We start from the raw sequence: 13,465 nt of genomic DNA on the forward strand, positions 1-13,465 counted from the left end.
GGGCCCCCGGGCGCCGGGACTTACGCCCCCGCGACCTTCGCCGCGATATCCGTACGGTGCTGGGAGCCCTCGAGGTTGACGCGGGCGACAGCCCGGTACGCGCGGTCGCGGGCCTCGGTGAGGTCCTCGCCGACCGCCGTGACGGACAGGACGCGGCCGCCGGCGCTGACGACGGCGTCGCCCTCTTGCCTGGTGCCGGCGTGCAGGACGTACGCGTGCGGGGCGTCCTGGGCGGCCACCTCGTCCAGGCCGGTGATCGGGTCGCCGGTGCGCGGGGTGCCGGGGTAGTTGTGCGAGGCGATGACCACGGTGACCGCGGCCTCGTCGCTCCAGCGCAGGGGCGGCAGATCGGCGAGGTTGCTGGTGGCGGCGGCCATCAGCACGCCGGCGAGCGGGGTCTTCAGCCGGGCGAGCACGACCTGGGTCTCGGGGTCGCCGAAGCGGGCGTTGAACTCGATGACCCGCACACCGCGACCGGTGATCGCGAGACCGGCGTAGAGCAGGCCGGAGAAGGGGGTGCCGCGGCGGCGCATCTCGTCGACGGTGGGCTGGAGGACGGTCTCCATGACCTCCTCCACCAGCTTCGGGTCGGCCCAGGGCAGCGGGGAGTACGCGCCCATGCCGCCCGTGTTCGGGCCCTCGTCGCCGTCCAGCGCGCGCTTGAAGTCCTGGGCGGGCTGGAGGGGCAGGACCGTCACGCCGTCCGTGATGGCGAAGAGGGAGACCTCGGGGCCGTCGAGGAACTCCTCGATGACCACGCGCTCGCAGGCGTTGGCGTGCGAGGTGGCCTCATCGAGGTCGTCGGTCACGACGACGCCCTTGCCGGCCGCCAGCCCGTCGTCCTTGACGACGTACGGAGCGCCGAAGGCGTCGAGGGCCTCGGCGACCTCTTCCGGGTTCGTGCAGACGTACGAGCGCGCGGTGGGTACCTCGGCTCCCGCCATGACCTCCTTGGCGAAGGCCTTCGAGCCCTCGAGCTGCGCGGCCTCCTTGGAGGGGCCGAAGACGGGGAGGCCCGCCCCGCGCACGGCGTCGGCGACCCCGGCGACCAGCGGCGCCTCCGGGCCTACGACGACCAGGTCGGCGCCGAGCCTCACGGCCAACGCGGAGACGGCCGCGCCGTCGAGCGCGTCGACCGGGTGCAGTTCGGCGACCTCGGCGATGCCGGCGTTGCCGGGAGCGCAGTACAGCGCGCTGACGTCGGGGTCGAGGGACAGAGAACGGCACAGGGCGTGTTCGCGGGCACCGCTGCCGATGACGAGGACCTTCACGGGGTCAGCCTAACGGGAGGAAGGCGAAGTGGTTTGTGCGGGCTTCCGAACGGGTGGGGGGTGAAGAATTGTGGTTTTCTCCAAGGCGAGATCACTACTCGTGCGAGAACTCCTCCACCACCGTCGCCCCCAGCTCCTTCACGATGAGTTGGTGGCCGGACAGGGCCGACTCGTCGAGATCGGGGTCGTCGTCCTCCGGGATGTCGTCCTCGGGGGAGACCGGGGGCGGTTCCGGGGCGGACGGCCGGGGGGCGGGGGCGCCGGTGGAAGGGGGTGCCGAGGTGGTCGGCGTGGGTGCGGTGGGCGTGGGCTGGGGGGATGCCGGGCGCTGTGGGGCAGTGGCGCCACCGCCGTAGCCGCCGCCTCCGCTGCCGTAGCCGCCGCCTGAACCGCCGTAGCCGGCGCCGCCTCCGCCGCCGTGGCCACCGTTGCCCGTGGGTCCGCCGGTGGCCGGGGGTGCCGAGCCGCCCGAGGGGTCGACGATCGCCTCGATCTTCCACTGCACGTTGAACTGCTCGGCCAGCGCCTGCTTCAGCACGTCCTCGCTGCCGCTGCCGGAGAAGTTGTCACGGGCGCCGGCGTTGATGAAGCCGAGCTGGAGGGTGGTGCCGTCGAAGCCGGTCACCTGCGCGTTCTGGCTGAGCAGGATCCAGGTGAACCGGCGGCGGTTCTTGACGGCCTCCAGGATGTTCGGCCAGAGCGTGCGGGGGTCGAGGCCGCCGGTCGGGGGGGCGTAGGCGGAGGCGGGGGCCGCAGCCTGGGGGGCCGCCTGGGCGGGAGGGGAGGGGGCAGGCGCGGGGGCGCTGCTCTGCGCGGCCGGGGGCTGTCCGCCGCCGGCGGGCGACGCGGTGGGCCAGCCGCCGGGTCGTCGACCGCCGCCCGCGGGCGCGGCGGTGGGCCACGCGCCGGGGGCGGGGGATGCGGCGGCAGGGGTGGGTGCCGGGGGAGGCGACTGGGGCTGGGGCCGCTGAGGCTGTTGGCTCTGCTGGACCTGCGGGGCGGGCTGATTCTCGGGCTGAGGTGGCCGCTGGGCCTGCTTGTCCTGAGGCTGAGGTGGCTGCGGTGCGTGGTCGGGACCGGCCGGGCGGTCGGCGGGAGCGGCAGATGCTCCAGCCGCCCCCACTCCTGTGGGCGTCCCCTGCTCAGAGGGCACGCCCGACGCGGCGGCCCCGGCGACGGCGGGCGCCCCGGAAGCTCGTACGGCGGCCCGAACCGCAGCCGGACCACCCCCCGGCGGAACCGGCGGAACCGGAGCAACCCCCGCCGCCGTTCCTCCCACCGCTCCCCCGTACGCATGCGCGTCCGGCCCGGGCACGTAGCCCATCGCCGGCGCACCGCCGCCCGTGGAGAAGTTCACGCCGCGCTCGATGCGGTCCAGACGGGCCATGACCGAGCGCTCGTCGCCGTACGCGGCGGGCAGCAGCACGCGTGCGCAGATGAGTTCGAGCTGGAGGCGGGGGGAGGTGGCGCCGCGCATCTCGGTCAACCCCGCATTGACGAGGTCGGCGGCGCGGCTGAGCTCGGCGGCGCCGAAGGTGGAGGCCTGGGCCTGCATCCGCTCGATGACGTCGGCGGGGGCGTCGATGAGCCCCTTCTCCGCGGCGTCCGGCACGGCGGAGAGGATCACCAGGTCCCGCAGCCGCTCCAGCAGGTCGGCGACGAACCGCCGGGGGTCGTTGCCCCCCTCGATGACATGGTCGACGACCTCGAAGGCGGCGGCGCCGTCACCGGTCGCGAAAGCCTCGACGACGGAGTCGAGAAGCGACAGGTCCGTGTAGCCGAGCAGGGAGGTCGCCATGGCGTACGTCACACCGTCCGCCCCCGCCCCGGCGAGCAGCTGGTCCATGACGGACATCGAGTCACGCACGGACCCCGCACCGGCCCGCACGACGAGCGGCAGCACCCCGTCCTCGACGGGGATCCCCTCCCGCCCGCACACCTCGGCGAGGTACTCGCGCAGCGTCCCGGGAGGCACGAGCCGGAACGGATAGTGGTGCGTCCGGGACCGGATGGTCCCGATGACCTTCTCGGGCTCGGTGGTGGCGAAGATGAACTTCAGATGCTCGGGCGGCTCCTCGACGACCTTGAGGAGCGCGTTGAAGCCGGCCGACGTGACCATGTGGGCCTCGTCGATGATGTAGATCTTGTACCGGCTGCCGGCGGGCCCGAAGAAGGCCTTCTCCCTGAGGTCACGGGCGTCGTCCACACCACCGTGCGAAGCGGCGTCGATCTCGATGACGTCGATGGAGCCGGGGCCGTTCCTCGCGAGGTCCTGGCAGGACTGGCACTCCCCGCACGGCGTCGGCGTGGGCCCCTTCTCGCAGTTCAGGCACCTGGCCAGGATTCGCGCGCTGGTCGTCTTGCCGCACCCGCGCGGACCGCTGAACAGGTACGCGTGATTGACCCGGTTGTTCCGCAGCGCCTGCTGCAACGGGTCGGTTACATGCTCCTGCCCGATGACCTCGGCGAACGACTCCGGGCGGTAGCGGCGGTACAACGCGAGAGACGACACGCATACGAGGTTATAGGCGCCCACTGACAACGAGCCCCCCGCGACGGACGCGACGGCTCGGACAGCACCCGAAGCGTCCCGGCAAACGAAAGCGCCCCCCACGCACCCGCCAGAGCCAACCTACCCTTGCTGCCTTCCGGCCCTGGGGGAGTTCAGTCAGATAGCGCCGCGTGAGGGGCTGCGCCAAGGCTACAGGATCCGAGCGGGGGGAACGAGTTCGCGAGCACGCCTCAACGTCTTGTATTGTTTGCGGCGGAGGATTCGCCTAGTGGCCTAGGGCGCACGCTTGGAAAGCGTGTTGGGGGCAACCCCTCACGAGTTCGAATCTCGTATCCTCCGCCAGTGCCTCACCGGGCACGACTCGAAGGGCCCCACCGTTCGCGGTGGGGCCCTTCGACGCGTAGTAGTGCGTTTCTGCCCTTTCGCGCCGCGATTGACGCGGCCCGCAAGCCGCCAACGCCCGCCAACGCCCGCCAAGGGGAACCTTCCCTCATATGGCACCCGCGGATCACGCGGATACGCCATCCTCGGACCCGGCACTGGGGCTCCGGCCCCGCTTCGACGCTCCCTGGTCTGACGAGGTGCACCCCGCATGAAGTCCCGATCAACGCTGGCGACGTGGCTGGGCAGCCTCGACGCCTCTCGTCTGGCACGCGTGCTCGGGACGCGGAAGGACGCCGTGTCCCCACCGGAGCCGCGCTCGGTGGGGGAACTGGCGGACCGTCTTCAGCGCCCGGGATCGGTGGCGCTGGCCCTGCCGCGGCTCGCGCTGCCGCACCTCCAGGTGGCCGAGGCGCTGGCTGCACTGGGTGCGCCCGCATCGCGCGATGCCCTGGCGGAACTGCTGGGAGCGGCGGAATGCCGAACCACCCACGAACTGGAGGCCGTGCTGGAGGCGCTGGCCGATCACGCTCTGGTCTGGCCGGACGGCGCGGGAAGGCTCCGCATGGCCGGACCGCTGCGGCAGGCGTGGGACACGCCCCTGGGGCTGGACGCTCCGTTGGAGGAACTGCTTGCGGGCACGACCTCCGACGAGTTGCGCGGCATGCTGGCGACGCTGGGAGTCAAGCCGCCGGGCACCAAGGCGCAGCGACTGTCCGCACTGTTGGAACACCACAGCGACCCGGCACAGATCGCCTCAGTGGTCGCCAAGGCCCCTGCGGCAGCCCGGGAGCTGCTCGAACGCCGAGCGGGGGCTGCGCCGGGGGAGCCAGCGCAGTTCATCACGTGGGGACATGCGAGCCCCGGCCTCGAACCGGGCACCCGATGGGCACTGGACCGAGGGCTCCTGATCCAGGACCGTCACCGCTACGGTCCGGCCCGGGTGCCTGCCGAGGTGGCGCTCGCGCTGCGCGGGCCCGGCTGGCACGCGCCGTTCGAACCCGTCCCGCCTTCCGCGCGATTGGTGCCTGTCACCCTGGCGGAGGTGGACCGCGAGGCGTCAGCTGTGGCCTCGGGTTTCGCTGCCCGTGCCGCCTCGGTCCTCTCGGCCTGCTCCGCAGCTGCGCCGGCCCGGCTGAAATCCGGTGGGGTCGGCGCGCGGGAACTGGCCCGGATCGGCAAGGCCGCTCAGGCCGACGACGCCGTCGTACGCCTCGTCCTGGAGACCGCGTACGCTGCCGGGCTGCTGGGTCGGGACGGCGATCGTGTAGTGCCCACCGAGGCGTACGACGCCTGGGCGGAACAGGAACCCCCGGAGCAGTTCGCCGTACTGCTTCAGGCATGGCGGAACCTGCCGCTCACCCCCACCCGAGCGCGCGACGAGGACAACAAGGCGCTTCCCTCTCTCGCGGGAGCACCGCCCTGCAGCGGCTGCGTGCAAGCCCGCCACGGACTGTTGGCCGCAGCCGTACAGCTCCCGACAGGGCAGGGCATGAGGGTCGCCTCGGATCTGGGGCCCCTGATCGCCTGGCACCGACCGCTCGCCGACTCATCGCCCCAGGACGGAACGCCGTTCGCCGCCGTGATCCGTGAGGCCGAACTGCTCGGTGTGCTCGCTCGTGGTGCCCTGTCCCCCCTCGGCGCCCACCTGTGGGCCGACGAAATCCCAGAACTGGGCATCGCCTGCCGACGGCTGCTGCCCCCGGCCACCTCAACGGCCCGGATCGGGGCCGACCTCACCGCCGTCGTCACCGGCACACCGTCCGCGCGGCTGGCCGCGCTCCTGGACTCGGTCGCCGAACGGGAGGCCGGCGGCACGGCATCGGTGTGGCGGTTCAGCGCCGGCAGCATCCGCCGGGCTCTGGACGCCGGCCGTGTCCCCGACGACCTCACAGCCGACCTGGCCGCTGCCGCTGCCGGGCCTCTGCCACAGCCGTTGTCGTACCTGATCGCCGACACCGCGCGCGGCCACGGGCGAGTGCGCGTCGCCCCCGCCGCCTGCGTCCTCCACGGCGACGATCCCGCCCTCCTGGCGGAACTCGCTGCCCACCGCAAGCTCGCCAAGCTTGGGCTACGGCAGCTGGCGCCGACGGTGCTGGTCAGCCGCAGCCCACTCGACACGACTCTCGCCGCGCTCCGGGCCGAGGGATACGCCCCTGTCGCCGAGACCACCGAGGGCACGGTGCGCATCGAAAGAGCCCGGCCTCTGCGGGCCGCCGCTTCCGTTCCGGCTCCGCGCGGCACCAACGGAAAGAACGGCGGCCGGATCGCTGCCACGAGCGCGGCGAAGGCGCCCGCCGCCGTCCGCCCGACCACCTTGGCGGCCCAACTGCTGGCCGCCCCGCCAACGACTCCCGATCCGGCGCCGTTCGATGGAGGAGTGCCCTTCGCCACGGACACCGAGGAGATCGTCGCAGGGTCGGCGAAGCGCCTGCCATACAGCGACGTCCGCCAGCTCGCCCACGCCATCGATACTGGTCAGGCCATCACCGTCGAGTACGTCGCCACCTCGGGCAACCGGACCGTGCGCACCTTGAGCCGCCTGATGCTCGATCCGCCCTGCCTCGAAGCCTGGTGCCACCTTCGGGACGCCGAGCGCGTCTTCACCCTCTCCCGCATCCACGGCGTCATGAGCCCTGTGCCCGAATGGGAGGGGAGATAGCGGGGGGATAGTGTCGGTGTAGATACTATCTCTGTCGATACTATCTCTACGGGAAGGTTACCGTGCGTCGCTTCATCGGGCGGAACCGCGAGCTGAACGTGCTCCACAACGCCTTCCAAGCCGTTCACGGTGCCGCCGGGTCGGCGAAGCCAGGCCAGTGCATCCTCATGCGGGGGAGACGCCGGGTCGGCAAGTCCAGCCTCGTCGAGGAGTTCCTCCGGCGCACCGAGGCGCCGAACCTCTTCTTCACCGCGGCGGGTGGCACGGCGGAGGACGAACTGAAGGAGCTGCTCGACGCTGTAGCCAGATCCACTCTGCCGGAGCGGGAACTGTTCTCGGAGGAGACCCCGGAGCAGTGGAACTCCGCATTCAGGCTCCTGGCGGAGATCCTGCCCGACGACAGCCCGAGCGTGGTCGTCATCGACGAGGTTCCGTACCTCATGGACCGCATGGACGCCTTCGAGGGCATGCTCCAACGGGCGTGGGATCGCCTGCTCTGCCGTAAACCCGTACTGCTCCTCCTGGTCGGATCCGACCTGTCGATGATGGAGGCGCTGAACAGCTACGACCGCCCCTTCCATCAGCGCGGCCGGGAGATGGTCGTAGGGCCGCTGAACCCGGCCGACATCGGCGAGATGCTCGGACTTCCCCCGGCGGACACCCTCGACGCCGCCCTGATCACGGGCGGCCTCCCGCTGATCTGCGCGGAGTGGCGGCCCGGAGCGGATGTCTGGGAGTTCCTCCGCGACTCGCTGGACAACCCGATCTCGGCGCTGCTGGTCTCCGCCGAGCGCTCACTGGCCGCGGAGTTCCCACCGCAGGTGATGAGCAGGGAAGTCCTGCGGGCCATCGGAAGCGGCGAGAGAACCTTCACCAACATCGCGCGGGCCGCGGGCGGTATCGCCCACACCACTCTCACCCGAGCCACGGATGTCCTGACAGAGAAACGAGTGGTGGCCGCCGAACTGCCTCTCTCACCGCGGCCCTCGAAGGAACGCCGCTACCGAGTGGCCGACCCCTACCTGCGCTTCTGGCTTGCGTTCCTGGATCCGCACATGGCGGAGATCGAGCGGATGCGGGGAGATCTCACGCTGAGCCGGATCAAGGAGCGGTGGACGAGCTGGCGGGGCCGTGCGATCGAACCCCTCGTCCGGGAATCCCTCGCCCGCCTCCTGCCGGACGATTTCCTGCCCGCCACCCCGGCGATCGGCGGCTACTGGACTCGCAGCAACGACGTCGAAATCGACTTGGTGGGCGCCGACCGGCAGCCGGTGGCCAAGCAGCTGCTCTTCCTCGGCTCGGTCAAGTGGCTGGAGAACTCCGCCTTCGACAGCCACGACCTGGCCGCGCTGCAGAAGCACCGGGCGGCGATCACCGACGAGCCCGTACCGCTCGTTGCGGTCTCCCGCAACGGGGCCGACTGTTCCGGTCTCCAGGTGACGTACGGCCCCGAGGAACTGCTCAGCGCCTGGCGCAGGGCGTGAGCAGAGGGTGGTCCCCCGCGCTTGCCGTATTTTCCGGCCCGCGCAGATCATGGCCGACATCGGGCTTTACCGGGCAGAAGGCCCTGCGGACATGAGGTTGTGCGCTACTGGCCGTGACGAGGCGACGTCTGGCGCGGTGGCAGAGTCAGTGTGATTTGTCGGACGAGCTGCTGGAAACATGCCAGGGACGCGACGGCAGGCAGGGCGGCTCCGGCGATACCGGTGAAGGTCCGGTCGGCCTGAGCTACGCACAGCATGATCGCGACGGAGGAGAACAGCAGAACGATGAACCATGAGTGCGCGGCCCGGCGCCGATGCAAGGCAGTCCGGAGGATGGAGAGAGACGCCACCATCCAGGGGCCGTACACGAGAAGAGGCCACTGAGGGATCATCTCGCTTTTCGTACCGGACGAGATGTTCTGCAGAGGCCCGTATGCCACCATGCCGCCGAAAACGCTGACCATCGCCACGATGACGGCAACAATTGCGATGATGACGAAGCTGCCGGTCTGCAACCACTTGACTCGGACGTTTCGGGCTCGGATCTTCCGATGCCCGGAGGAAGAGCGTCGAATGGGCGGAAGCTGAGCGGTGATCTGCGCCAGGTTCCCCATCGGGTCGGTGAAGCCGACGTCGGACGGGGAGTCGCTGCGAGGCGGCGGCGCCACGGCCGGCTGCTCCGCCGGAACGGCCTCCTGCAGGAGGTAGGCAAGCTCCTCAACCGGGTCCCAGCCCGGGTCGGGGGGTCCCAAGGGAGCCCCTGTGTGAAGGGCATCGACAGGACTGCCACGCCAGTCAGTACCCGGCCCATATGAAGATGTGCCGGAATGCCATTCACGCCGCGCAAAGGAGGGATCCGCATAGTCGTGATTCATGGAAATCCGCCCCCGTCAGGCGCGGTCCGCATGACAGCCGGACTTTTCCTGATCGCGCCACCGCTGATTGAGTTCCTCCTGGGCCGTCTCCAGCAGATCGAGGAACTCGCGGAGCAAGGACTCGGTGACCTGGAGTTTTACCCGCACGCCGTCGCTGTGCAAGGTGCCACACGACTCAAGCGCCGAGTGTGCCAGGCCAGGCACGTAAGTGTATTTCCGCACTGTCACATCACGGTTCGTAGGAAGTTCATTCTTCCCCGTGCCGCGGTGGGGCAAGCCATGGGACCCTGCTTTCGTCATATCCCGTTAACGCCACACCCTCTCCTCCAGATGCGCGGCAAATGAGTGACCCTGGGGCGGGGGAAAGGTGCGGAGAACGTTTTTTAATTAATGCCATCCGCGCCTCGATCCGCACCTTATGGGTCGAGCGGGTTGTCTTCTCAAACAATCTCCTTGAGCAGGAAAATAGGATTCTCCGCCAGTACTGACCTTCACAGCGTCACCTCGGGACGACCAGGGCCGGCCGTCTCCGTCCCGGGCAGCGGGCAGCGGGCAGCGGGCAGCGGGCAGCGGGCAGCGGATGATGGGCGGCATGCTTATCCGTATCGATGCCTTCGACCTGCCCGGGCTCACCCGACCGGCCCCCGCCGACGGCAGCACCCCCGCCTACGGCAACGTCCACGTCGCCGTGCAGCGCCGCGACCGGCCGGCCGAGCTGCTCGACCCGCAGCGGGGGGACGCCGCGTCGGCGACCTGGACTCTGGAGTGCTCGGCGGTCGTCTCGCCGAGCGGTGTCGAGGTGAAAGGGCCCTATGTGCAGAACCGTCTGGGGCACCGGTTCATCTACCTGTCCTGGGGGACGGTCGACGAGGCGGGCCTCTTCACGATGTTCCGGCGTGCCAAGCTCATGCTCGACGCCGTCCCGGCCGACGTACTCGCCGCCGCCGCACCCGACGGCCTGCTGGTCGCACGGCTCGGCCTGACCGACGCGTCGGGCGGGCCCCTGTGCGCACGGATCACGCCTCCGCACGTCAGCTGGACCGCTGAACCGGCGGCCGGCCACGCAGGCCCGGGACATGCCGCGCGCGATCAGTGAGGCCGGGCGGGCCCGCCCGGTCCGCGCTCAGGACTGGTACGGCTGCTGCTGCGCCTGCCCGTACTGCTGACCGCCCTGGCCGCCCGCGCCCTGCGCCTGCAGCTGCTCCGCCTGTTCCTTGGTCACCTTCTGTTCCGCGCCGCAGAAGGTGCACTGCGTCGTGTACTTCGTCGAGAACGGGAACAACGGCACGAAGAACAGCGTGAACTTCGTGACGCGCTTCCTGAGCGTGTGCGCGGCGGGGTTGCCGCACTGGCCGCACACCAGGGTCAGTATCGCGAGCTGGTACAGATAGCCCTTGGTGCCGAAGATGATCATGCCGGGTTCCTTCCCGAGTCAGTACCTGCCGACACAGTGCCGGCGAGCGGCAAGGTGCGGTCACGGATCACAGTGTCCTGCACTCCGACGCCCGGCGCGGATGATCGGGCTCCTGAGGCGTCGCGTTCCTGCCCGGCGGCTGGGTAACCGCTCCCCATGGGTGACATCCTCGTCGGCACGTGTTCCTGGACCGACCGGGCCCTCGTGGGCAGCGGGTGGTATCCCGCCGGGCAGCGGGACGCCGAAGGGCGCTTGCGGTACTACGCGGGGCGGTTTCCGGTGGTGGAGGTCGACTCCAGTTACTACGCGTTGCCCGGGGAGCGGAACAGCCGGTTGTGGGCGGAGCGGACGCCGGGCGGGTTCGTGTTCGACGTGAAGGCGTTCTCCCTGCTCACCGGGCATCCGACCAGGGAACGGTCCCTGCCTGACGGGTTACCCGCCGACGCCGGGGATCCTGTCGTGCTCGACGAGGTGTGGGCGCGGTTCGCCGCCGGGATCGGGCCGCTGCGGGAGGCCGGGCGGCTCGGGGGCGTGCTGTTCCAGTTTCCGCCGTGGTTCCGGCCGGGGGCGCGGGCCGAGGCGTTTCTGGAGGAGTGCGCGGTGCGGACGGCCGGGTGGCCCCTCGCCGTGGAGTTCCGGCATCCGGCGTGGTGGAGGAGCGAGCCGGACGGCCGAGGGGGACCGGACGGACGGGCGGAGGCGACCGCCTCGCTGCTCGCGCGCCTCGGCTTCGCCGCCGTCGGTGTCGACATGGTCCGGACGCTGCCCTCCTCGATACCGCCCGTCACGCCGGTGACCTCGCCGCGCCTGTCCGTCGTGCGGTTTCACGGGCGCAGTGCCGCCTGGGGGACCGGGAGCAAGGAGGACCGTTTCCGGTACGACTACTCGCGCGCCGAACTCGAGGAATGGGTGCCCCGCTTACGCACCCTCGCCGGCCGGGTCGGCCAGCTCCACGTCCTCTTCAACAACTGCTGCGCCGACTCCGCCGTACGCGCCGCCGAGACGATGGAGCGGCTGCTCGTCGGTCGGGCCCTGCCTAGCCCACGATCCGCACCCTCTTCGACTCGCTCACCTGATCGATTTCCGTGACCCGGACCGTCACCTTCATCTGCCAGTCACCGGCGATGGGGAGGTTGACGGTGTTCGTGGCCCAGTAGCCGCCCTTGTCGGTGAGCCGGGCGTCGATGGGGCCGATGTCCTGGGCGGGGAGGGTGAAGGAGAGGCGGAGCTCGGGAACGGTGGAGATGCCGTCGTCGGGGCCGTAGACGACGGCTTCCACGCGGTTGTCGCCGGTGCGGCCGGGGTCGAGGGTGATCTGCACCTTGCCCTGGCCGCCGGGGATGCCGACGTCGAAGGGGATGGTGGTGACGGAGGCGGTGGGCAGGCCGGTGGTGGACGCCGTTTCGGCGGCTTCGGCGGCCGCTCGGCCCGGCAGGGTGCCGGTGAGGACGGTCGTGATCACCAGTACTGCCACGCCCACGGCGACTTCGGCCAGGACCGACCGGCGCAAGGAGCCGTGGTGCGTCGTCGACGGGGAGCGGGGGTCGTCGGCAGGTTCGCGCGGTGGCAGCGGAGGGCCACCCACCGGCTCCGGGACGCGTTCGGGTACGGCCACTTCCGTCTGCACCAGCCTCGCCGTCCACCGCCGCGAGACGCTCGCCGCCGCCAGCAGCACGACCACGGCGGCGAGTTTGGCGACCAGGAGGCGGCCGTAGGTGGTGTCGGTGAGGGCGTTCCCGGAGCCGAGGCCCCGCCAGGACTGGTAGACGCCGGTGACGACCAGGACGGTCACCGACCCATGGGCCAGGCGGGAGAAGGAGGCCACCACCGATGCCGGGACGGCCGCCTGTGAGCGGTACAGCGAGGTCAGCAGTGCCGTCAGGCCGCCCAGCCATACCGCCATCGCGAGGACGTGCAGGACGGACGACGTCATCGCCACCGGCACCTGGATGCCGGCCGACGCGTGCTCGCCCGCGGCCCACGTCAGCGCCAGGCCGACGCAGAGGGCGGCGCCCGCGGCGAGCCACGCGCGCGACAGCGACCCGCGCCGCAGCAGTCGTACGACGAGGACGGCCGCCGGCAGGAGGAGGGCCAGGCGGGCCAGCAGGACCAGCCCGGGGCGGGTGGTCAGGGTGCGGGCGAAGGCCGAGGGGTCGAGGGACGGGGCCGTGCCCGACTCGTACGGGGCGCGCAGCACCAGCAGGCCCACGGTGGAGGCCAGCAGGGTCCACCAGCCCGCTCGCAGGAGCGCCCGCAGGGGGGTGGGGTCCGGGGGGCGGCAGGCCGTCAGGAAGACGGCCGTGCCGATCAGCAACGCCGCGGCCAGGTACGCCAGGTAGCGGGCGATGTTGTACAGGCCTGCCGTCGCCGGGTCCTCGGCGGGGTCCGTGCCGACCACCGCCGTGGTCGCGGAGGGCTTGCCCACCGAGAAGGTGAACGCCCCGGACACCGGGTGGCTGTCCGCCGACACCACCCGCCAGGCCACCACGTACGTGCCCTCGGCGAGCTTGGCGGGCAGGGTGACCCGGGCCGTGTCGGAACCCTCGGGTGCGTGCTGGGCCTTGCCCGTGCGCAGGCGGTGGTTGCCGGGGTCCAGGACGCGGAAGGAGTCCTCCAGGAGGCCCACGGACTCGGTGAAGGTGAGGGTCAGGTGGCGGGGGGCGGACTTGAGGACGGTTCCGTCCTTGGGGTCGGTGTCGCGGAGAGCGGCGTGGGCCGCCGCGGGCCCCGCGCTGCCGAGGAGGAGCAGGACCAGCACGGTGCCCAGCAGCACCAGCCCTTGAAGTCCCCGGCGTCCTCGGCCCGCGCCTGCCCTGAACTCACCCGCACGCTCCACGTCTCTTCTCCGTCTGTGGACTTGCCGCCT

General features: G+C 71.1%; 10 protein-coding genes, 1 tRNA gene and 1 other RNA gene. 5 read left to right on the forward strand and 7 right to left on the reverse strand.

Annotated features, from left to right (window positions below; all coding sequences use genetic code 11):
• Positions 1 to 20 precede the first annotated feature (20 nt).
• The 3 genes from purD to ffs all read right to left on the reverse strand — a co-directional run bounded on the left by purD (position 21) and on the right by ffs (position 3,966).
• Positions 21 to 1,271, reverse strand: a complete 1,251-nt coding sequence (gene purD / locus ACFWWR_RS36825) for a phosphoribosylamine--glycine ligase (RefSeq protein WP_383862668.1) — start codon at positions 1,269 to 1,271, stop codon at positions 21 to 23.
• Positions 1,272 to 1,365: 94 nt separating this feature from the next.
• The gene (locus ACFWWR_RS36830; protein ID WP_383862666.1) at positions 1,366 to 3,783 is read right to left on the reverse strand and encodes a DNA polymerase III subunit gamma and tau; all 2,418 of its coding nucleotides are present in this window, start codon (positions 3,781 to 3,783) and stop codon (positions 1,366 to 1,368) included.
• Positions 3,784 to 3,867: 84 nt separating this feature from the next.
• Positions 3,868 to 3,966, reverse strand: an RNA gene (gene ffs, locus ACFWWR_RS36835) — signal recognition particle sRNA small type.
• Positions 3,967 to 4,037: 71 nt separating this feature from the next.
• Here ffs and ACFWWR_RS36840 point away from each other — a divergent pair.
• The 3 genes from ACFWWR_RS36840 to ACFWWR_RS36850 all read left to right on the forward strand — a co-directional run bounded on the left by ACFWWR_RS36840 (position 4,038) and on the right by ACFWWR_RS36850 (position 8,310).
• Positions 4,038 to 4,125, forward strand: a tRNA-Ser gene (locus ACFWWR_RS36840).
• Positions 4,126 to 4,375: 250 nt separating this feature from the next.
• Positions 4,376 to 6,826 carry a helicase-associated domain-containing protein gene (locus ACFWWR_RS36845; protein ID WP_384307929.1) on the forward strand — a complete coding sequence of 817 codons (2,451 nt, stop codon included), beginning with the start codon at positions 4,376 to 4,378 and terminating at the stop codon, positions 6,824 to 6,826.
• 62 nt (positions 6,827 to 6,888) lie between these two features.
• Positions 6,889 to 8,310: an ATP-binding protein gene (locus ACFWWR_RS36850; protein ID WP_384307932.1), complete on the forward strand. Its 1,422-nt coding sequence runs from the start codon at positions 6,889 to 6,891 to the stop codon at positions 8,308 to 8,310.
• A gap of 104 nt (positions 8,311 to 8,414) precedes the next feature.
• On the opposite strand, the gene ACFWWR_RS36855 is transcribed toward ACFWWR_RS36850, so the two are convergent.
• Both ACFWWR_RS36855 and ACFWWR_RS36860 read right to left on the reverse strand, forming a co-directional pair.
• The gene (locus ACFWWR_RS36855; RefSeq protein ID WP_383862609.1) at positions 8,415 to 9,062 is read right to left on the reverse strand and encodes a DUF2637 domain-containing protein; all 648 of its coding nucleotides are present in this window, start codon (positions 9,060 to 9,062) and stop codon (positions 8,415 to 8,417) included.
• 138 nt (positions 9,063 to 9,200) lie between these two features.
• Positions 9,201 to 9,332, reverse strand: coding sequence for a hypothetical protein (locus ACFWWR_RS36860; protein ID WP_384307935.1), 132 nt, complete (start codon positions 9,330 to 9,332; stop codon positions 9,201 to 9,203).
• A 445-nt stretch (positions 9,333 to 9,777) separates the two neighbouring features.
• Between ACFWWR_RS36860 and ACFWWR_RS36865 the strand changes: the two genes are divergently transcribed.
• Entirely contained in the window at positions 9,778 to 10,281 is a 504-nt protein-coding gene (locus tag ACFWWR_RS36865; RefSeq protein ID WP_383862604.1) for a DUF5990 family protein, read from the forward strand.
• A 27-nt stretch (positions 10,282 to 10,308) separates the two neighbouring features.
• Here the strand turns inward: ACFWWR_RS36865 and ACFWWR_RS36870 are convergent, their stop codons facing one another.
• The gene (locus ACFWWR_RS36870) at positions 10,309 to 10,599 is read right to left on the reverse strand and encodes a zinc-ribbon domain-containing protein (protein ID WP_383862601.1); all 291 of its coding nucleotides are present in this window, start codon (positions 10,597 to 10,599) and stop codon (positions 10,309 to 10,311) included.
• A gap of 156 nt (positions 10,600 to 10,755) precedes the next feature.
• Between ACFWWR_RS36870 and ACFWWR_RS36875 the strand changes: the two genes are divergently transcribed.
• Positions 10,756 to 11,688, forward strand: a complete 933-nt coding sequence (locus ACFWWR_RS36875) for a DUF72 domain-containing protein (protein WP_384307938.1) — start codon at positions 10,756 to 10,758, stop codon at positions 11,686 to 11,688.
• Here ACFWWR_RS36875 and ACFWWR_RS36880 read toward each other — a convergent pair.
• A complete protein-coding gene (locus ACFWWR_RS36880; RefSeq protein ID WP_383862876.1) occupies positions 11,636 to 13,372 on the reverse strand; it encodes a copper resistance CopC/CopD family protein in 1,737 nt (578 codons plus the stop codon). The two genes, ACFWWR_RS36875 and ACFWWR_RS36880, sit on opposite strands and share 53 nt — an antisense overlap.
• Positions 13,373 to 13,465: the final 93 nt, after the last annotated feature.

The organism is Streptomyces sp. NPDC058678 (genome assembly GCF_042714835.1).
Classification (GTDB): domain Bacteria; phylum Actinomycetota; class Actinomycetes; order Streptomycetales; family Streptomycetaceae; genus Streptomyces.

Coding starts and splice junctions, on each gene's coding strand:
- ACFWWR_RS36865 (WP_383862604.1), top strand. CDS start 9,778: ATGCTTATCCGTATCGATGCCTTCGACCTGCCCGGGCTCACCCGACCG.
- ACFWWR_RS36870 (WP_383862601.1), bottom strand. CDS start 10,599: ATGATCATCTTCGGCACCAAGGGCTATCTGTACCAGCTCGCGATACTG.
- ACFWWR_RS36875 (WP_384307938.1), top strand. CDS start 10,756: ATGGGTGACATCCTCGTCGGCACGTGTTCCTGGACCGACCGGGCCCTC.
- ACFWWR_RS36845 (WP_384307929.1), top strand. CDS start 4,376: ATGAAGTCCCGATCAACGCTGGCGACGTGGCTGGGCAGCCTCGACGCC.